The organism is Stenotrophomonas sp. SORGH_AS_0282 (genome assembly GCF_030818125.1).
GTDB lineage: Bacteria > Pseudomonadota > Gammaproteobacteria > Xanthomonadales > Xanthomonadaceae > Stenotrophomonas > Stenotrophomonas rhizophila_A.
This window is the reverse complement of record NZ_JAUTAB010000001.1, coordinates 3,465,063-3,485,120: the sequence shown is the minus strand read 5'-3', so window position 1 is coordinate 3,485,120 and position 20,058 is coordinate 3,465,063. Positions and strand designations below refer to the sequence as shown.

Below are 20,058 nucleotides of genomic sequence, written 5' to 3'. Positions count from 1 at the left end.
CCACCATGATCGAATGTATTTTCACGTCCATCAACAATGGCTACCTGCCCAAGGCGCGCATTCTTGCCGCCTCCGTGCGCCGCCATCACCCTGAGGCCAAAATGGCCCTGATGTTGAGCGACCACAAGGATCCGGCGCTGGACTATTCGGACTTCGACATTGTCCTTACCCCCGAAGACGTGGTGGAAGGGGTGGGCGACCTGCAGTCGTGGTTGTTCGACCACACCGTGGTGGAGCTGTGCACGGCGGTCAAGCCGTTTGCCTTCTCGCATCTGTTCAAGCAGTACGGGTTCGCCAACGTCGTCTACCAGGATCCAGACACCGTGCTGTACGCGCGCATGGAAGAGCTGGAGCAGCAGATGGTCACGCATCCGATCATCCTCACGCCCCATGTATCGGTTCCCGCCGTGGACACCGACGACCTGCACGACGGTGAAATGCTGGGTTGCCTGCGCCATGGCGTGTTCAACCTGGGCTTCCTGGCGCTGACGCGCGTGGGTGAAGGCCCGGCATTCCTGCAGTGGTGGCAGGACCGCTGCCGCGATTACTGCTTCGACGACAACCAGCGTGGCCTGTTCACCGACCAGAAGTGGGTCGACCTGGCGCCGTGCTTCTTCCAGACGCTGGGCATCATGCGTGTCCCGTCGTACAACGTGGCCACCTGGAACCTGTACTACCGCCAGGTCAGCACCCGCGCCGATGGCACGATCGTGGTCAACGGAAGCCACCCGCTGCGCTTCTACCACTTCTCCGGCTTCGACATCGGCACGCATGAGCACATGCTCGGCAAGCACGATGCCGGCAACGCCACGCTGCTGGAAATGACCCGGTGGTACTCCAGCGAGCTGGAGCGGTTGAAGAATCCCGCTGGCCTGCCGGACAAGTACGGTGTGTTCGCCAACGGCAGGAAGATCCCGGCCGATTGGCGCCGTTACTACCGCAGCCAGCCGGCGCTGAAGCGGATGATTCCGCACCCGTACGACCAGTATGAAGCGGTGATCGCCCACTTCGATTCGGCGCCGGATGAGATCGCGCTGAATCCGTCGTACTCCGCATTGGAACGCTTCGTCCGCCGCAGCCCGGGGTTGGCGTCGCTGGTCCGCGCCGTGGTTCCCGCATCGGTGATCCGGCGACTCCGCGGCTGAGTGGTGGCGGCCGGGGGGCAGGCAATGGATGGGGGACGCTGGAGCATGACCGACAGGCAGCGGCGCTGCTGGGGCGTGGCGGCCGCCATCGCCTTTTTCGTTGCGGTCGGGATGGCCGTGCTGGGCGCCAACCCCTTCGCGCAGCAGACCGTGGGACCCTACGATCTGCTGGTTGCCTCCAAGGGGTGGTCGCAGGAACACGGTCCGGTAGAGGTTCGCAACGGCGAGCGGACCGACGTTCTCGATGCCATGGTGCCGCGTTGGATGTTCGCCCGTGGCGAACTTCGGCAGGGGCGGGTTCCCCTGTGGAACCCATTGCCCGGCGGTGGTGAGCCCGGCATCCACAACCTGGCAAGTTCGCAACTGACTCCGGCGTTCGCGATTTTCGCTGCCGCGCCCAGTGCGTCCAGCGGCTTCTACTTCGCCACCCTGTTCAATCTGGTCATGGCTGGCCTCGGCGCATGGTTGTGGCTGCGGCGGTCGCTGGGTACGCTGCCCGCCCTGTTTGGCGGCGTCACGGTGATGCTGTGCGGTTTCCATGCCGCTTGGCTCTACTGGCCACACATGAGTACCTCGGTGTGGGTGTGCTGGTTGCTGTGGTCGGTGGAAGGCTGGTGGAAACGCCCGGGCGCATGGCGCTTTGCGGCGATGACCCTGCTCACCACCTTGTTGCTGCTCGGCGGATTTCCATTCGTGGCGCAGCTCGGCCTCGGCGCGGCAGTGCTGTACGCACTGGTGTTGTGGCGGATGGCGCCCCAGCCGGGCAACCGTCGCCTGGCTGGCATGTTCGGCGCGCTTGCGCTGGGTGCTGGCCTTGCGGCCATTCCCCTGATTGCCCTGGCCACGTGGCTGGCCCACATCGACACTGCCGCGCGGACGGGGGGCAGCCCGCTGCGGCTGCTGACCGACGCGGTGCGGCTGCTGCCGCACATCGCCCGCCAGAGCCCGCAGGTCGAATCGCACATGTACGTGGGCGGCCTCGGCCTGCTGCTGGCGGCGGCCGCACTGCTCCGCTGGATCAGGCCCCGTCGGCTCGAGCCGGTGCTGGTACTGGCCAGCCTGCTGCTGGCGATCTCATCGGTGCTGGTGTTCCAGCTCATTCCGCCCGCATGGCTCGGCTGGGTTCCGGGGCTGGGTGGCAATGGCTGGGCGCGCGGCATCCTGCTGCTGGATATCGCGTTGGCCGCGCTGGCCGCAAGCGCACTGGCCTTGCTGCTGCGCCGGATCCAGCGCCCCTGGATGGCGCTGCTGCTGACCGTCCCGCTGCTGGCGGTGCAGGTGGTGGACCTCGGCACGATGTTCCGCCGCTTCAACGGACCCGTGCCGGCCGCGTTGATGTTCCCGCCCACCCGGCAGATTGCCCAGGTGCAGGCCGACCTCCCGCCGTTCACCTACGTCATTGCGGACGGGAATTACCTCGTCAGCGGGACGCTCGGGGCCTATGGCGTGCCGGAATGGTATGGGCATGGCTTCAAGACCGCCGCCGTGAAACGGTTGCTGGCACAGGCGGTGCGCGACCCGTTCACCACGCCTACGGCGTCCATCATCGGCGCCGATGCCATCCAGCTGGACAGCCCGGCCATACGCGCCATGGCCGTGAAGTACGTGCTGGGCGACGAGCGGCTGCTGGCCCAGGCGTGGGTGCCGGAGTATCCGGCCGGGCCTGCGCCCATGGAGGCCCTGCCCGCGCTGGGAACCGCTGCGTGGAGCCAGTCCGTGGACCTGCCTGCCCACTTCACCCTGTCCGATGTCGAGCTGCGCCTGGCCACCTACGGCGGCAGTGGCCTGCATGGCAGCGTGACCTTGAGCATGCGCGATCCGGAGAAACCGGGCTCGGTCCTTGCAGAAGCCACCCTGCCGGCCGGTTCGATCGTGGACGGGGAGATGGCGCGTTTTCATTTCGCCCCGGCGGTAACGCCTGCGCAGCAGCGCGTTGTGCTGACCCTCCGTCATGAGGGCGCGGCTGCCAACGAAAACATCACGGCCTGGTACCGGCCTGGCGGGGCCGCCAACTGCGCGTTGCAGGTCGAGCCTGCGCGTGCGCCAGGGTGCCTCATCCTGCGGATACTGCCCGAGGGCCCCGGGCTTGCAGGCTGGGCGGTGGCAGCGCAGGCGCCAGGCCTGGTACTGCTGGAAAACAGGGATGCCCCAGCCGGTGCCTATTTCCTGGATTCGCTGGATCAAGCGCCTGCGGCGCACGCTGCCGAAGCGGTACGGGTGCAGGGCAACTTCTCGGACGGATGGACCCTGCACTACACCGGCAGCCGATCCGGATACGTCGTACTGCCGATGGCGGCATCCGAATCGTGGGAATTTTCCGTGGACGGCAACCGGGCTCAACCGCAGCAGTACTTCGGCACGTTGCCGGCGATTGCCGTTCAACCCGGCGCTGTCATCACGGCGCGCTACCAGCCGCGTGCGTTGATCGTCGGCGGCTGGATCATGCTGGGATCGGTCCTGCTGCTGGTCGCCGTGATGCTGGGTCTTCGGCGGCGACGGCATGCCGACACGGGTAGTGCACCGGGCGCCTGATCGCCGGCGGGCTACTCCAGTTGTTCCAGCCGGTGTTCGACCTGGCGGACGTGGCGCAGGATACGCTCGGACAGCTTGCGGTTGGTCGCTATCAGGTCGGAGATCAACCCGATGGTGAACATGATGGCGGCCAGTGTCAGGCAGAACGCGCTGAACACTACGGACTGGACATGGCCGCCGCCTTCGCCGATGGCGTAGAACCAGGCAAAGCGCAGGCCGCCGACCAGTCCCAGCAGAAGCGGAACCGCACCGAGCAGGGAAAACACCAGCAACGGGCGGTAAATCATCAGTACCCGGGCGATGGTGACCAGTGAACGCACCACGTACGACGCGATGCTCTTGACCAGTCGGGAGGGGCGCAGGTCTGCATTGGTCCGGATCGGAACCGACGCCACCACAAGGCCGCTGAGGCCTGCCTGGATGATCGTTTCCAGCGTGTAGGTGTAGCCGCCGAAGACGTTGATACGGATCGCTGCCTCGCGCGAGATCGCGCGGAACCCGCTGGGTGCGTCATGCACATCGGTCTGGCTGGCCATGCGTACCGCCCAGCTGCCGATTCGCTGCAGCTTCTTCTTGATCAACGAGAAGTGCTCGGTCTCATCGATGGGACGCGCGCCGATCACCATGTCGGCGCGGTGCTCGAGGATGGGCTGGGTCAGCAGCGGAATGTCGTCGGCGCAGTACTGGTTGTCCGCATCGGTGTTGACGATCACATCGGCGCCCAGGCACAACGCCGCCTCAAGTCCGGACATGAAGGCGGTGGCCAGGCCACGGTTCACGGGGTGGCGCACGATATGGTCCACGCCCAGACGCAGCGCCAGCTCGGAGGTGCCATCGGTGGACCCGTCATCGATGATGAGGATCTTGACCTCGTCAAAGCCCGGCACCTGACGCGGAAGTGCATCGATGGCAATCTTCAGGGTGGCTGCTTCGTTGAGGCAGGGAATCTGGATGACGAGCACCTTCTTCCGGAGTGCCCCAGGGGCTGCAGTGTGAAGTTTCATCGGGTGAGTGCCATGTCGGAGGGAGGTGCAGGGTGCATCGTGATCAGGCCTGGCGTTTGCGGACGACCGCCACCAGGTTGAGCGAGGGCGACAACCCTGCCGCGATGCGGACCGGACCCGGCGCGAAGACGGCAGGATCGGTCGGCGTTCCAGCCGCCGGTCGTGCCTTGAAGCGGTGCACCAGGTTGAGCAGGCCAACGCGCAGGGCGCGTGGGTAGAAAGGCAGGGTGAATGGCAGGCTGAGCCACATCATCCGCCGGCAGCGGCGCAGTTCAATGCCGATGGTAGCGGCATCGCCGCCCATCCCGAGAATGCGCACGTCGTCGAACTGCTGGACCAGTTGCTGTCGCAGCGAGCGCTCGCTGTATTCGCGCAGGTGCCAGCGGTTCCAGGGCTGCTGCAGGGGAAGCAGCCGCGTGGAACGATCCGGCGTCACCAGCAACAGGGTTCCGCCCGGGACGAGAACGCGGGCAATCTCCTGCAGGTAGCGCTGCTCATGTTCGACGTGCTCGAAGACCTGGAACGAGAGCACGGTGTCGAATGAGGCATCGGCAAACGGCAGTCCGCCGTCGGCGGTGACGTGCTGGAAGTCCAGGTTGTCCGATCCATGTCGTTCGGCGGCATACGCCACCGCATCCGCGGCAACATCCACGCCGGTGACATGCAGTGCCGACCGGGCGATCATGGCCGAGCCGTAGCCGCTGCCACATCCGAAATCCAACACCCGCCTTCCGCGCGTGTATGCCTCGGCAAACCGATAGGTTTCGACATGAAGATGGTAGATCAGTCGGTCCTCGGCGGTCGCCTGGTATTCATCGACCATCATCCGTTCGCCGGTTGGTTCCAGTTGCACAGCGCTGCTCCCTACTCGTCAGGGGTTCTCATCGGGGGGTGTACGCAGGGTCCGTACGGCCAGCAGCGCGACGGCGAAGCAGAGCAGGTCCCCCAGCATGGTCGACATGCGCAGGGCAACGACCAGTGGCAACAGCTCGGGCCCGCCGCCGGCGGCCTGTAGGATACCCAGCATTGCTGCCTCACGCACGCCCAACCCGGCGGGAGCACCGGGAAGCAGGAAGCCGAGGATCCACGACAGCGCGAATGCACCGGTGAGCAACCACGCCGAGGGCGGGTTCTCCAGCAGAAGGTGGGACAGCAGCCAGATCCCCGCCGCCAGGACGAGGTAATTTCCGACATAGCAGGTGAAGGCAAGCATCAATGCGCGCGCCGCCGGAACGGGCGCGCCGACGCTGCCCAGGCGCCGCACCGCGATGCGATTGATCAGTCGTGGGCTGGCAGTCACGATGCCGATGAGTGCGATGCTGGCCAGCAGCAGCAGGGGCAGCAGGTGTTCAGGCGCGGTGTCTGCCAGCACGCCGGTCGCGACCACCTGTGCGCCACCCAGCGCGCAGGCAAGCGCACCGAAGAACACGGCGGCAAGGATCGCAAGCAGGCTCTCCGATACGACGGTCGTGGTAAACGGTACGGCGGGAATACCGGCCTTGAGCGACATCGACAGGCGTCCGATGTGCTGTGCCACGTTGCCGGGCAGGTATTTGCCCAGCTGGGTCAGCCCCATGATGGTGGCCAGTTGGCCCCATGGACGGTGGACGCCGCAGGAGCGCAGCATGCGCATCCAGGCAAAGGCGCTGAGTGGAATGATCAGCGCCGAGGCCACGCCCGCCGCCAGGATGCCCAGCAGTGCAGAGGGCGTTCCCAGCCGCGTCCAGTCGATGCCGTCAGCGGCATGCCAGGCGTAGGCCGAGAAGCCGGCCACCGCAGCCGTGCCGATCAGCACATTCAGCAGTCGCAGCAGGTTCTTTTTCATCCGGTGGAGACGTCCAACCCGTCAATGAGGGCACGATACTGCGCGCCCACTGCTCCTGCCCCGATCCGGTCACGCAGATCCGCGTGGGCGCTCGCCCCGCTGTGCAGATGCTGCATGCCGAGCACGGCATCGGCCAGTGCAGCGGCATCGCCGGCCGGCACCAGCACCGCATCGGCCAGGGCGTGTGGGAACAGCTCGCGGATCGCCGCCGAATCCCGGGTGATGAAGGGTTTGCCAGCGGCCACGATCTGGAAGAGCTTGTTGGGTATGACGCTTGCGGCTTTGTCCGATGTGCCGAATATCCCAAGGCAAACGTCTGCGTCGGTCATCTGCTCGATGAGCTGCTCATAGGCGACCCAGTGCACGCGTTGCACCTGCGGCAAGGGATCGGCCTCGAGCATGGCGTCGATGCGTGCCGTTTCCTGGCCGTGTCCCACGATGATCCACTCTACCGGCGCATCGCGCAGCAGGCGCGCGGCTTCGATGATCGTGGGCAGCCCGTGAAGTGGAATGAACTGGCCATAGAAGAGCATCCTCAGCGGCTGGCCGGGCAGGCGGCGCCGCGGGGGCAGCGCTGGAAACCGATCCAGTTCGGCGCCGACCCACACACTGCCCACGCTGCCAGCGGCAAGCGCGAACAGCGACTCGATTCGACGGGCATGCGTTTCGGTATCCATGAAGGCCAGGTCGGCACGACGCAGGCAGAAACCTTCAAAGCGGTGAAGTACGCGTGCGGCGGCCGAACCGGGGGAAAGCAGCCGGCGGTCCCGCACGATGGTGTCGTACAGCGATACAAAGACGTCGAAATGCAGCGGCACTTTCCAGCGTGCCGCCGCCACGCCCGCGACCAGCAGGTCGAGGGGGCCGGGATAGGAAACCATCACCACGTCCGGCCTTGCCGCGCGGAACAGCCGCCAGATCAGCCCCGGATACGCTCGCAGCATGCGGCAGAGGATGCCCACGCGTGCGGCCATGCCCCGCAGCTGTGATTTGTCGCTGACCTGGCTCCAGACATCGGCATGGATCTCATCGACCTCGATCCCATTGCCGCGCATCCCGTCAACCAGGATGCGCACGCGCGGCTTGCCGGTATCGTACGTTCCCCACAGCAGCACGCGCCGCCGGGCGGCGCGGCTGCGATCAGCGGAAGGAGAGGTACTTGTGCCCGACATAGCTTGAGAACACCGGAACGACGACACCGACCGCATGGGCGATTTCCATCCGAAGGACGTCGATGGACAGCCACGGCAGCACGTGGAATGCCAGCACCATGGAAACGATCCAGGTCTGGGCCACGGCGAACAGGTTGACCAGTACGAAGTAGAACGCCGAATGGTGGAGGGGGCGGGTGCTTTCCTTGAACACGAACATCCTGGACAGCACGAAGGCTGTCACCATCCCGGTAATGTAGGCAAGGACGATGGCCGGGGTGAAATCCAGCCAGTGGCTGTACAGGATGCGCGACAGGAAGTTGGCCAGCGCAGCCACGCCACCGACCAGGAGGAACATCATGAACTGGCGGGAAACCATGCCGCTTACTCCACTGCTTCCCGGGCCATCATCCGGCCGAACCCGATGCTCTCGGAAATGCCCCGGTCCTCCGGATAGTAATGCGACGTATCTGCCACCCACAGACCGGCAACCGGCAGTTTGCGCGGCGGCAGGTCATCCAGGTAGCCCGGATCGCAGATAGGTTGGGCGTGACGGTAACGGCTGACCCGGACGTCGATGAAGTCCTCTTCCACCAGCGCCGGGTTGATCATGCGCAGGTAGCGCTTCACCTTGTCGACAAACGCGTCGTTGTGTTCGGCGTACTTGGGATGCTCGCCCGGCATGTAGAACGGGACGTATACGATGTGGGCATCCATCGGGCGCAGGTTGGTGTATTCCACGATGCCCGGGATATCCATGTCCGGGTCGTTGGTGTTCACCCAGAAGTTGGCCGACACGGGCCGGCGGAGCTTGGCGATCACGCAGACCACTGCAATGTTCTTCAGCTTCTCGAACTGCGCGATGATCGGAGCAGGAAGATCGGGCGCGATCCGGGGTACGAAGGGCAGGGGCACGGTCGAGACGACGGTGTCGAAGGGCAGTACCTCGCCATTTACCTGGACCCCTTGCACCCGCGCGTCCTCGATGACGATGCGCTGCACGGGCGAGGAAAGTCGCACCTCGCCGCCGTGCTTGACGATATCCGCATGCAGGGCATCGAGCAGGGTCGACGAACCGCCGTCCAGATAGCCCAGCTTCTCGCGCATCAGGCTGTAACGGGAACGCCCGATCCGGCGGATACGGCTCCATATCCACGCTGCCGACAGGTTGTCTGCGTAGTGGTAGAACTTGTAGTCGAACAGTTTGCGCCAGAGGGTCTCGTAGGCTTCCGCACCCACCCAGCGCCGGATCCAGCCGGAGGCTTCGACATGGTCCAGCGGCTTCCAGTCCTGGCGCCGGGTGCACAGGAAGGCGTGGAGCCCGTAGCGGAACTTGGCGATCCAGCCCAGGCCCTTGAAGCGCAGCAGCGCCACCGGGTTTCCCCAGGCCTGCAACTGCTTGCCGAACCAGTAGCCCATGCGTGTTTCGGTCCAGCGCATGCGCGACGCCAGGCCAAGCTCGCCGAGCACGGCCAGGAAGTCAGCATCGGAAATGCAATGGAAATGGTAATAGCGCTCGATCTGCATGCCGCCGAAATCGAACGAGGCGGTCATGCCGCCCACCCGGTCGTCAGCTTCGAAGATCACCGGATGATGCCCATCCCGGGCCAGCTGGTAAGCGACAGCCAGGCCCATTGGACCGGCGCCGAGGACGGCAACTTTCTTGCCCATGATCAGTACCTCGTAAGGGTGTCGCCAGGTGCGGCACCGTGAATATGTAAGGCGGTCGCCTCGACCGTCATTCAGTTGGCCGGTGCCGCTGCAACCACCGCAATGGCCGACCATTCGCCCCAGCCGTCACCGTCATCGACCAGCGTGACGGTGAAGGTTTCCGGCAGCGAAGGCGCATCCAGCGACAGGCGGACCCACTCCTGTTCCGCCAGCGGCAGCTTGGCACTGCCCAGCCGGCCATCGTCAAGCTGGATCACCTGGCGGCCGACGGTCGGCCCGGAACGGTAGTAGAACGCATCACCGGGGTGTGCGGTGAAGCGCAGCGTGCCCTTGTCCGAATCGCCTCGCACCAGGCTGGCCATGATCTTCATGCCCGGGTAGGACGAGACATGGAAATCCTTGCCCAACCACGGATGGCCCGGCGTCACGGCAGCTTCGGTGATGATCTTCGTGCCGGGCGCCGGCACTTCCACCGTCTCCCGATACGCCATGACCGGAGCGACCGCCGGCAGCTGGCAACCGGCGCCCAGCAGTACCAGCGGGTGGCCCAGTTGGTCGCGGGGGACATACGCAACGAAGCCCGCGCGCGCGGCCGCTGCCGCGCCGGTGACTTCGGCGACGTCCGGTCGCGAATGACCGATCAACCCGTAGCCGACCACCTTGCCGTCGCGAACCACGCGCAGCGCGCCGCCCTCGGTGTCCGGCGCAGGCCCGTCCAGCCAGCCACGGATCCTGACGTAGTCCTGCTGGGACGGTGCTTCGCGGGATTCATCGATGTTGCCCCGGCACACCACGCCCGGCAGCGCGGGTGCGCTGCTGCCGATCACCGTGGGTGTTGCCTGCCACGGCGCGGCAGTAAAGATTGAAAGGTTTGCCGCGGCGGCGTCGCGGGCCAGGCGAAGCGCGTTCTCGGTGAAGGGGAAAATGATCTGTACCTGCGCATCGTCTGCAATGCCAAGTCCCATCGCAACGGCCGCGAGCGACTGCTCGTAGTGCTTGTCGGCCTGGTCGTCCAGGGCGTGCTTCTGTTCGATCATCCCCACGCCCAGCGCGCCGGCCATCAGCACAAGCACGGCGGCATGCCAGCGGCGGCCGCGCAGGGCGACAAAGGACACCACCCAGATTGCCAGCGCGGCCCAGGCCATCACCGCTGGGGTGGTGTAGCGGCTGGCCAGGGCATGGATCTCACCACTGGCGGCGCGTCCCAGCGTCGTGCCTGCTGCGGTTCCACCGATGAAGACCAGGAACATCACCAGCGCCCACTGCGCATGGCGACCCTGCGGACGGCGCAGGTGGACCAGCGCCGCCAGGGCGGAGCCGATGACCAGCAGGGCGCCCATCGCTGCGGCAACCTCCCGCGCGTGCGGGGTCACGTTGCGGGCGATGTAGTAGAACGGGCTGCCCAGGTAAAGCAGCAGGAAGCGCACGTACTGGTAGGGCTGCTGGCGCAGCAGCTCAAGTTTCGAGGGACCATCGCCGGTGGCGAGGCCACGCTGGTAGGCGGCACCCATGATCAGGGCCAGACCCACCAGCACCAGGAAGCGGCGCCACCCCTGCCGGGTGATCGCCGCGTACGCGGCAAGGATCGGCAGGGTGAGCACGCCATTGGCCATGGTGCCGAGCGAGGCAACGCCCAGCAGCACCGACAACAGGAACCAGCGTCGGCTGGAGGAGGTCGACACGCCTGCGTGGTACAGCGCCAGCAGTGCGGCCAGCGGCAGCAGCTGGGCAAGGATGAACTGGCTCTGGAAGCCCCATGTCAGGTTTCCTTCCTGACACCAGCTGAACAGCCAGGCCAACAGGAACAGGAAGGTGCCGGCGCGCAGCATCGCATCTTCGCGGCGTGGCATCGTGGCACGCAGGAACCGCCACATGACCAGCGCACTGGTGGCCACCAGCAGATAGTTGGCAACAATGAGGAAGACCGCACTACCGCCAAACAGGCGCATGTCCAGCCAGAACAGCACGCGTGCGAGCACGATGCGGTGTTCGTTGTGCCCGGCCAGCCAAATGCCGGCATCCCCCGCGCTCACGCGTCGATAGAAATCAACCGTGCCATCCCACATGTCGGTGAGCGGCACCGGCGTGTAGCTCTGCCTGGCTCCGACCACGGCCAGCCACACATATGCTATGGCCAGCAGCCCAAGCACCACGGTGAGCAGCCCGTTGAGGCGGTGGGTGAAGCGGGGGGAGGCGGTTGGGTTCAACGTACTATCCTTTGCTGGATGGTTCATCATCAACGACGCAGCACGATATGGCTGTAGCGCGGGTCGGTGTAGCTCTCGCGGATGGCTTCTTCGAACGGCGTCTGGCGCACGCCAAACACCGCCTCGGTATCCACGCCCTTGAAATCGTCCCCGGCGCTGAGCGCCTTGAGCTGGTCGGCGGTGAACGGCGGCTTGGCGCTGAACAGGGCGAACGTGCGCAGCAGGAAGGCGAAGAAGCCGATCGGGATGTGGACGATCAGCGTGTGCAGGTTCTTGACCCGCTTGATGGTCCGGATGATGTCCACGTAGTCCACGCGGGTGTCGCCGACGATGTCGAACACCTTGCCGTCCGGCTCGGTCTCGATGCATCTGGCGATGCAGCGGCAGAAGTCGCGCTCATACAGCGGCTGGCGCATGAACCTGCCATCGCCGGGAATCGGGAACACCGGCGTGCGTGCCATGAAGCGCGACAGCCAGCCCAGGTGCTTGGGGTCGAACCAGCCGAACATGAGCGTGGGCCGCAGTACGCAGTGGCGCTGTCCGCTGGACACCACCATTGCTTCCTGGTCGCGCTTGGTGGTGGTGTAGTCGTCCACCGCCACCGAGTTCACCACCGACGAGCTGATATGCACCATGTAGGGCACGTTGGCGGCCCGGGTGGCGGCGAGAACGTGCCCGGTGGCGGTGATGTTGTTGCGCACGAACAGGTCATTGGTCTTGCCGGTGATCTGCGCGTGCAGCTGCACGACGCAGGCAGCGCCTTCGAACTCGGCCGCCCACGGGCCAGGCAGGGCGAGGTCGGCGTCGACCGCGCGCACGTCCGGGTGCAGTTCGCGGAGTATGGCCAGGTTGTGGGCGTGCTTGTCGATGGCCACCAGCTGGCTGTAACCCTGCTGCTTGAGCTCGACGATCAGGTTCTGGCCGACAAGCCCGGCCGCACCGGTAATGACGATCTTGGCGTGTTTGTCGGTCATGTCAGAGCTTGATCCTGCGGAATACGAATTCAGGGATGGACTTGATGACGAACATGATCGCCCACCAGAAGCCCGGCAGGTAAGCCACCGGGCGGCGCTTGTCGATCGCACGGGCGATGCCGGTGGCCACCTTGTCCGGGGTGGCCCACAGCGCGCCCTTCTTGAACGCGGCGGTCATCGGCGTATCGACGAAGCCGGGCTTGATCGTCAGTACGTTGATCCCGGTGGCGCGCAGGCGCTGTCCCAGCCCGCTCAGGTAGGCGCTGACCGCCGCCTTGGCACTGCCGTACAGATAGTTGCTGGCACGGCCGCGGTCACCGGCGACGGAGGAAATCACGGCCAGGGTCGAGCCGCTCTGCAGCCGCTGGGCGAGTGCTGCCGCCAGCGCGATCGTCGAAGTGCCGTTGGTGGCGAACTCCTGCAGCGCAACGTCGACCGAGGCATCGCAGGCGGCCTGGTCGGGCAGGGTGCCATGCGCGATCAGCACGGTGTCGATCCCACCCAGCGCGGCCCACGCGGTATCCAGCACGGCGGCGTGGGCCCCGAGATCGTTGACGTCCAGCACGGCCGAATCCACCTGCCGGGCGCCACGTACGCGCAGATCGTCGGCGATGACGTCCAGCCGGGCCGCATTGCGTGCTACCAGGAACACCGCCGCGGCGCGTGTGGCGTAAACGCGGGCGACGGCTTCGGCGATCGCCGATGTCGCACCGATGATCAGGATCTTCTGCATGCTCACTCCATGACCCGGCTCCAGAAGCCGGATGAAAAACGGGGATCGATGAATCGGGAAAAGGACTGCCACTGCGGATAGGCCTGGCGGAACAGCGCTCCGCTCATGCGCGCATCCTTGGCCGGGTAGACCGCGCCACCGGCCTCGGCGACGATGCGGTCCAGCCGCTCCAGCATCCGGAACACGTCCGGGCCGTCGTTGGGGAAGTCCAGCGCGAGCGTGGTGCCGGGGCGTGGAAAGGACAGCATGCCCGGCGACGGACGGTTGCCGAACTCCTTCAGCACGGCCAGGAACGAACCGCGCCCGCTGCGCGATATCTCTGACAGCAGTGCCGCCGTGGCATCGCGCGCGACCTCGGGCGGCAATACGCACTGGTGCTGCAGAAACCCCCGCGGACCGTACATGCGGTTCCAGTGGTTGATGCCATCCAGCGGATAGAAGTAGCTCTGGAAGTGACTGACGTGGCGCTTGCGCCGGGCGGGCTGCCGCCAGTAGTAGAGGGTGTTGAACGGCTTCAGGGTCAGCCGGTTGACCAGCGATACCGGCGGCACCAGCGGCATGCTGCGGCGTGGCGCGCCTGGCGGCGTGGCCGCCTGCGCGTTGCCTGCGGCATGGTCACCGCGCAGGAAATGGCCGCGGCCCAGCTGCCTGCCCTTGGCCAGGCAGTCGATCCACGCGACGGTGTATTCGAAGTCGCGGGCCGATTGGCGCGACAGCTCGAAGAATTCATCCAGCCCATCAAAGCGGATCGATTCGGTCTCGATCCACGGGCCGGGGACGCGGCGCAGCTGCAGCTCGGCCCAGGTGACCAGGCCGGTCAGGCCCAGTCCGCCGATCGTTGCCGCAAACAGGCCGCTGGCGTCGTGTGCATCCAGCTGTTGCCGCGCACCATCACTGCGCAGCAGCTCCAGGCAGCGCACGTGGTGGCCGAAGCTGCCGGCGCGGTGATGGTTCTTGCCATGCACGTCATTGCCGATCGCACCGCCCACGGTCGCGTAGCGCGTACCCGGGGTGACCGGCAGGAACCAGCCGGCCGGCAGCGCCAGCTCGATGATCTCGGCAAGGGTCACGCCCGCCTCGCAGCGCAGCACGCCGGTGGCGGGATCGAACGCGATGAAGCGGTCCAGTGCGCGCGTCATCAACAACGTGCCGCCCGGATTCAGGCAGCTGTCGCCGTAACTGCGGCCATTGCCGTGGGGCAACATGCTGCCGGCCACCGGCGGCAGGGCGGCGGCGCGGTCGCTGAGCGCAAGCAGCGTCTGCTGCGCGCGCGGATAGCGCCCCCACGACTGGCCGCGTGCCGAACTCATATCGCGGCGAGCACGATGACCACGCACAGGGCGATGACCACCTGGCTGACCCGGTCCATGGCAGCGAAAACGATGGGGTCGTCATCCATGTCGCCGCGGTGGGAAACGATCCACATTCTGCTGATCCAGTACAACAGCATCGGGCAGAGCAGCCACAGCACCTTGGGGTTGCTGTACAGCTCCAGGCTTTCGGGGCTGTTGATGTACAGCGCGAACACCAGCACGCCGATGTAGCCGGCTGCGGCACCCAGCGATTGCACCAGCGGCAGGTCCGCCACCGCGTAGCCGCGGCCGATCGCCATCTCCTTGCCGCTGGCCAGGGCGGCGGCCAGCTCGGTGTAGCGCTTGAGCATGGCCAGGCTGAGGAACACGAACATGGAGAACGCCAGCAGCCAGAACGACAGCTCCGACCCGATTGCGACGGTGCCGCCGATGATGCGCACGGTGTACAGCGCCGCCAGCAGCACCACATCGATCATCACGATGCGCTTGAGCTTGAGCGAATACGCCAGCGTCATCACGTAGTAGCACAGCAGCACGCCGGCAAACGCCGGACTGCACAGCCACGCCAGGGCGAAACCGAGTACGGTCAGCAGCGGCGCCACCAGCAGGCCATGCAGCAGCGGCAGCGTACCGGCGGCGAACGGCCGCTTGCGCTTCCGGGCGTGCATGCGGTCGGGGGTCAGGTCGAGCAGATCGTTGAGCAGGTACACACCCGATGCGCACAGTCCGAATGCCAGGAAGGCGATGCCGGCATCGAGCACCGCAGCCGGTTCGAGGAAGCGGTGCGCGGTAAGCAGCGGCACCAGCACCAGCAGGTTCTTCAGCCACTGGTAGATGCGCAGCGCCTTGATCCAGGTCAGCAGGCCACCGTTGCGGGCGGGCAGGTGGGCCAGCACCTCGGTGTGGCGGGCAGCATCGCGCGCAAGGCGCTCGCCGTTGTTGACCACGATGGCGCCGCCAGCATGCGCCCACACCTGCAGGTCGACCCGGCCGTTGCCCATGTAGTCGAAACCGCGTTCGCCGAAGCGCTCGGCCAGTGCCTTGCCCTTGTTGTGGCCGGACAGGTTGGTGTGGCCGTCGCTGGCGATCACCTCCTCGAACAGGCCCAGGTGGTCGGCGATCGGCTGGACCAGCAGCTGGTCCGAGGCGGTGCAGAGAACGCGCGGCCGCTGCGTCGTGGTCCGCAGGATGTCCAGCACGCGCTCGTCGTAGGGCAGCGTGTCGGCGGGCAGCTGGACACGCGAGGCCAGCTGGCGCTTGACCGCCGCCTTGCCACCCAGCAGCCAGAACGGCAGCAGGAACACGTACAGCGGATTGCGCGCCAGCAATGCCAGCAGCGATTCATACAGGATGTCGGAGCGGAGCAGGGTGCCGTCCAGGTCGACACAGAGTGCGCGGTTCTGGGATTTCAAAACGGGGTGACTCCTGCGTCGAACGAACCGGGGCTGTACATGGCGATGGCGTCTCATCCATGAAAATTGACCGCACAGTATAGCGTCGCATCTGGTTGGTTTAAGCCCGGGAATGCGCGTCTCTTCAGGGGTCCGGGCGTGCCTCCAGGCTCCCCATGGCCAGCATTCCCACCACCACGGCCAGCCACAGGCTGGCCAACCGGATCCCGATGGCCGCCGCCACGGCGACCTCCAGCCCGGCGCCGGTGCTGGTCAGCATGAGCACGATGGCCGCTTCGGTGGTGCCCACGCCCCCCGGCACGAAGGACAGGGCGCCCACCAGCATCGCCAGTGGGTAAATAGCGAGCGCGTGCTGCCAGGACAGGGCGATCCCCAGGCAATGGCAGAGCCAGGCGAACGCGGCAGCCGTCAGCAACCATGCCGCCGCACCGTAGGCGGTGCTGGCAAGCGTCAGGCCCGGTCGCAGCAGCGGGCGCAGGCCACACACCCCATCCAGCAGGAACCCGCACAGCTGGCGTACGCGTGGCCCGGGAAGCCGCGCGATCACCGCCCGCGCCAGCGCCTGCAGGCGCGGCCAGGCGGCCAGCAGACACAATCCCACCAGCAGGACCATGACAATCCCGGTCAGCGCACCGAACAGGGGCACCAGGCCTGCTGCGCCGGTGCCGAGCAGGGTGATCACGGCCAGGTCCAGCCCGCGCTCATACACGAACGTAGCCAGCGTGGCGCGCGATGGAATACCCAGCCGCGAGAAATAGCGGATACGCAGCAGCTCACCGGCCTTGCCCGGCGAGGCGGTGAAGGCAAAACCGGCGAGATAGGCGACCAGCCCCGCCCGCCACGAAGCGACCGGGTGCCCCTGCACGCGCAGCAGGACATGCCAGCGCTGATAGCGCAGCAGGTAGCTGCACAACACCAGCAGCGCGCAGACCGCCAGCGGGCCTGCCAGATCGCCCAGCCGCGACAGCACATGCTTGTCGCGGTCCAGGTACCACAGCGCCAGCAGGTACACACTGGCGATGCCGGCCAACCATCCCAGTGCCCGGCCCCGACGGGGCGGGGCGGGCGCAGCGGGGGAGGTGCCCTCGGTCACTTACAGCGCCGCTTCCAGCTCCGGCAGCAGGGTGAACAGATCACCCACCAGGCCGATGTCGGCGATTTCGAAGATCGGCGAATCCGGGTCCTTGTTGATCGCCACGATGGTGCCGGCGTCCTTGATCCCGGTCAGGTGCTGGATGGCACCGCTGATGCCGACCGCCACGTACAGCTCCGGCGAGATGATCTTGCCGGTCTGGCCGACCTGCAGGTCGCTGGGCACATAGCCGGCGTCCACGGCCGCGCGCGAGGCACCCACGGCTGCCCCGAGCTTGTCGGCCAGCTGGAAGATCACCTTGAAGTTCTCTTCCGAGCCCACGCCACGGCCACCGGAGACCACGCGCCTGGCGCTCTGCAGGTCCGGACGGTCGGTGGCACCGGCTGCCAGGCCGACGAAACGGGTGTGGGTCGGCAGGGCCGCGTCCACGCTGGCCGCTTCCACCGGGGCGCTGCCGCCGCTGGCGACTTCCGGCCAGGAGGCCGCGCGCACGGTGGCGACCACGATCTGGTCGGTCGGCACGTCCACGGTGATGATCGCGTTGCCCGCGTAGATCGGGCGCTTGAAGCTGTGGCTGCCTTCAACCGTCATCAGGTCCGAAACCTGGTTCACGCCCAGCAGGGCGGCCACGCACGGCATCAGGTCCTTGCCGAAGGTGGTCGAGGGACCGAACACGTGGGTATAGCCCTTGGCCAGCTGCGCGATCTGCGGGGCCAGTACCTGGGCCAGCGCCTGCGCATTGGCCGGGTTGGCCACGGTCAGTACCTTGGCCACGCCGGCCAGGCCGGCGGCCTGGGCCGCAACGGCGGCCGGGTCGGCAGCCAATACCAGCACGTCGATGCTGGCGCCGCTGATGGCGGCGGCCGCGCTCACGGTCTTGGCGGTGGCGGCGTTGAGCTTGCCGTCATGGTGTTCGGCAACAACGAGGATCTTGGTCATTACAGCAACCCCTTCTGCTTGAGTGCGGCAACCAGTTCGGCCGCGTCCTTGACCATCACGCCCTTGCTGCGCTTGGACGGCGCGGCGTACTGGGTGGTCTTGAAGGTATCGGCGGCGTCAACCCCGAGGTCGGCCAGCTGCAGCGTTTCCAGCGGCTTGGCCTTGGCCTTCATGATGTCGGGAAGCTTGATGAAGCGCGGCTCGTTCAGGCGCAGGTCGGTGGTGACCACGGCCGGCAGGTCCACTTCCAGCGTTTCCAGGCCGGCGTCGACCTCGCGGGTCACCGTGGCCTTGCCGTCGGCGATGTCCAGCTTGCTGGCGAACGTCGCCTGCGGGCGGCCCCACAGTGTGGCCAGCATCTGGCCGGTCTGGTTGGCATCGTCATCGATGGCCTGCTTGCCCAGGATCACCAGGTCCGGCTGTTCCTTCTCCACCAGCTTGAGCAGGGTGCGCGCGGCCGTCAGCGGCTGGATGGCCTGGTCGGTGACCACGTGGATGGCGCGGTTGGCGCCCATGGCCAGGCCGTTGCGCAGGTGCGCCTGGGCGTCGGACGGGGCGATGGTGGCCACGATCACTTCGGTGGCGATGCCCTTGTCGCGCAGGCGCAGGGCTTCTTCCAGCGCGATTTCATCGAACGGATTGGGGGACAGCTTGACGCCGTCGGTGACCACGCCGGAACCGTCCGGCTTGACCTGAATGCGGACGTTGTAGTCCACCACGCGCTTGTACGCGACGAGGATTTTCATCTGGTGCGGGATCCTTGTAGTGCCGACCGCTGGCCGGCTCAAAATCAGGGGGAACGTCCGGTTCCGCAAACAGCAACCGGTTCGGGGGGTGGGACCGCGATTCTAACTGCCTCCGGCCAACCATGCGAATGCGTATGGTGGGTGCCGGCCATTGCTGCGCCGCACAAACGACGCGGGCCCATTCACCTTCGGGCGACGCTGTAAAAGGTCCGGCGTTGTATCCTGTCCAGCTAACCAAAAAGGAGAACGGGTAGTGCCCACATGGCTTGTCACCGGCGGAGCCGGCTTCATCGGCGGTAACTTTGTTCTCGAGGCGGTCGCCAAAGGTGTCAGGGTCATCAACCTTGATGCGCTGACCTATGCCGGCAATCTCAAGACCCTGGCGTCGCTGGAGGGCAACCCCGCGCATGTCTTCGTTGAAGGCGACATCGGCGACCAGGCGCTGGTGGCCCGCCTGCTGGCCGAACACCAGCCCGACGCCGTGCTGAATTTCGCCGCTGAAAGCCACGTGGACCGCTCCATCGACGGGCCCGGTGCCTTCATCCAGACCAACGTGGTCGGTACGCTGGGCCTGCTCGAAGCCGTGCGCGACTACTGGAAGGCGCTGCCGGCCGACAAGGGCCAGGCGTTCCGCTTCCTGCACGTGTCCACCGATGAGGTCTACGGCACGCTGGGCGAGACCGGCAAGTTCAGCGAAACCACGCCGTATGCGCCCAACTCGCCGTACTCGGCCTCCAAGGCGGCTTCGGATCACCTCGTGCGTGCGTTCCACCACACCTACGGGCTGCCGGTGCTGACCACCAACTGCTCCAACAACTACGGCCCGTACCACTTCCCGGAAAAGCTCATCCCGCTGGTGATCGCCAAGGCGCTGGCCGGCGAACCCCTGCCGGTATACGGCGACGGCAAGCAGGTACGCGACTGGCTGTTCGTGTCCGACCACTGCGAGGCGATCCGTACCGTACTGGCCAAGGGCCAGGTGGGTGAGACCTACAACGTGGGCGGCAATTCCGAGAAGGAAAACATCGAAGTGGTGCACGCGATCTGCGCGCTGCTCGATGCCCGTCGTCCGCGCGCGGACGGCCAGCCGCGCAGCAGCCAGATCACCTACGTTGCCGACCGCCCCGGCCATGACCGCCGCTATGCGATCGATGCCTCCAAGCTGAAAGACCAGCTGGGCTGGGAGCCCGAATACACCTTCGAGCAGGGCATCGCCTTCACGGTGGACTGGTACCTGGACAACCAGGAATGGGTCAACGGCGTGCTCGATGGCAGCTACCGCCTGCAGCGTATCGGCACCACGGCCTAAAGGG

Annotated in this window: 17 protein-coding genes; 3 read left to right on the top strand and 14 right to left on the bottom strand. The window is 66.3% G+C overall.

The window, feature by feature from the left end:
- Positions 1-5: 5 nt before the first annotated feature.
- Both QE395_RS15775 and QE395_RS15770 read left to right on the top strand, forming a co-directional pair.
- Positions 6-1,145, top strand: a complete 1,140-nt coding sequence (locus QE395_RS15775; RefSeq protein WP_141236281.1) for a glycosyl transferase — start codon at positions 6-8, stop codon at positions 1,143-1,145.
- A 45-nt stretch (positions 1,146-1,190) separates the two neighbouring features.
- A complete protein-coding gene (locus tag QE395_RS15770) occupies positions 1,191-3,677 on the top strand; it encodes a hypothetical protein (protein WP_095364259.1) in 2,487 nt (828 codons plus the stop codon).
- Between the two features lie 11 nt (positions 3,678-3,688).
- Here QE395_RS15770 and QE395_RS15765 read toward each other — a convergent pair whose 3' ends face one another.
- From QE395_RS15765 to QE395_RS15700, 14 genes are all read right to left on the bottom strand, one after another.
- On the bottom strand, positions 3,689-4,639 hold the full coding sequence (locus tag QE395_RS15765) for a glycosyltransferase family 2 protein (RefSeq protein WP_249833723.1): 951 nt from the start codon (positions 4,637-4,639) through the stop codon (positions 3,689-3,691).
- An 85-nt stretch (positions 4,640-4,724) separates the two neighbouring features.
- The gene (locus tag QE395_RS15760; protein ID WP_306989891.1) at positions 4,725-5,504 is read right to left on the bottom strand and encodes a class I SAM-dependent methyltransferase; all 780 of its coding nucleotides are present in this window, start codon (positions 5,502-5,504) and stop codon (positions 4,725-4,727) included.
- 48 nt (positions 5,505-5,552) lie between these two features.
- The gene (locus QE395_RS15755) at positions 5,553-6,506 is read right to left on the bottom strand and encodes a lysylphosphatidylglycerol synthase domain-containing protein (protein WP_095364257.1); all 954 of its coding nucleotides are present in this window, start codon (positions 6,504-6,506) and stop codon (positions 5,553-5,555) included.
- Complete coding sequence (locus QE395_RS15750) at positions 6,503-7,621, bottom strand: glycosyltransferase (protein ID WP_176472685.1); 1,119 nt, start codon at positions 7,619-7,621, stop codon at positions 6,503-6,505. Before QE395_RS15750 ends, QE395_RS15755 begins: the two co-directional genes overlap by 4 nt.
- Positions 7,622-7,646: 25 nt before the next feature.
- Positions 7,647-8,036 (bottom strand): GtrA family protein, encoded by a 390-nt coding sequence (locus tag QE395_RS15745; protein WP_068849054.1) that lies wholly within the window; start codon positions 8,034-8,036, stop codon positions 7,647-7,649.
- 5 nt (positions 8,037-8,041) lie between these two features.
- Entirely contained in the window at positions 8,042-9,328 is a 1,287-nt protein-coding gene (locus QE395_RS15740; RefSeq protein WP_095364255.1) for an NAD(P)/FAD-dependent oxidoreductase, read from the bottom strand.
- A 71-nt stretch (positions 9,329-9,399) separates the two neighbouring features.
- Complete coding sequence (locus tag QE395_RS15735) at positions 9,400-11,535, bottom strand: hypothetical protein (RefSeq protein ID WP_095364254.1); 2,136 nt, start codon at positions 11,533-11,535, stop codon at positions 9,400-9,402.
- A gap of 29 nt (positions 11,536-11,564) precedes the next feature.
- Complete coding sequence (locus tag QE395_RS15730; RefSeq protein WP_068849060.1) at positions 11,565-12,509, bottom strand: NAD-dependent epimerase/dehydratase family protein; 945 nt, start codon at positions 12,507-12,509, stop codon at positions 11,565-11,567.
- A gap of 1 nt (position 12,510) precedes the next feature.
- Positions 12,511-13,242, bottom strand: coding sequence for an SDR family oxidoreductase (locus QE395_RS15725; RefSeq protein ID WP_095364253.1), 732 nt, complete (start codon positions 13,240-13,242; stop codon positions 12,511-12,513).
- Positions 13,243-13,244: 2 nt separating this feature from the next.
- Entirely contained in the window at positions 13,245-14,552 is a 1,308-nt protein-coding gene (locus QE395_RS15720) for an FAD-binding oxidoreductase (protein WP_068849063.1), read from the bottom strand.
- Positions 14,549-15,967, bottom strand: coding sequence for a UbiA family prenyltransferase (locus QE395_RS15715; protein WP_249833728.1), 1,419 nt, complete (start codon positions 15,965-15,967; stop codon positions 14,549-14,551). Before QE395_RS15715 ends, QE395_RS15720 begins: the two co-directional genes overlap by 4 nt.
- Before the next feature lie 124 nt (positions 15,968-16,091).
- A complete protein-coding gene (locus QE395_RS15710; protein ID WP_068849067.1) occupies positions 16,092-17,060 on the bottom strand; it encodes a lysylphosphatidylglycerol synthase transmembrane domain-containing protein in 969 nt (322 codons plus the stop codon).
- Positions 17,061-17,999: an electron transfer flavoprotein subunit alpha/FixB family protein gene (locus QE395_RS15705; protein ID WP_068849068.1), complete on the bottom strand. Its 939-nt coding sequence runs from the start codon at positions 17,997-17,999 to the stop codon at positions 17,061-17,063.
- Positions 17,999-18,745: an electron transfer flavoprotein subunit beta/FixA family protein gene (locus QE395_RS15700; RefSeq protein WP_095364251.1), complete on the bottom strand. Its 747-nt coding sequence runs from the start codon at positions 18,743-18,745 to the stop codon at positions 17,999-18,001. Before QE395_RS15700 ends, QE395_RS15705 begins: the two co-directional genes overlap by 1 nt.
- 253 nt (positions 18,746-18,998) lie before the next feature.
- Here QE395_RS15700 and rfbB point away from each other — a divergent pair, with 253 nt between their 5' ends.
- The gene (gene rfbB / locus QE395_RS15695; RefSeq protein ID WP_068849072.1) at positions 18,999-20,054 is read left to right on the top strand and encodes a dTDP-glucose 4,6-dehydratase; all 1,056 of its coding nucleotides are present in this window, start codon (positions 18,999-19,001) and stop codon (positions 20,052-20,054) included.
- Positions 20,055-20,058 lie beyond the last annotated feature (4 nt).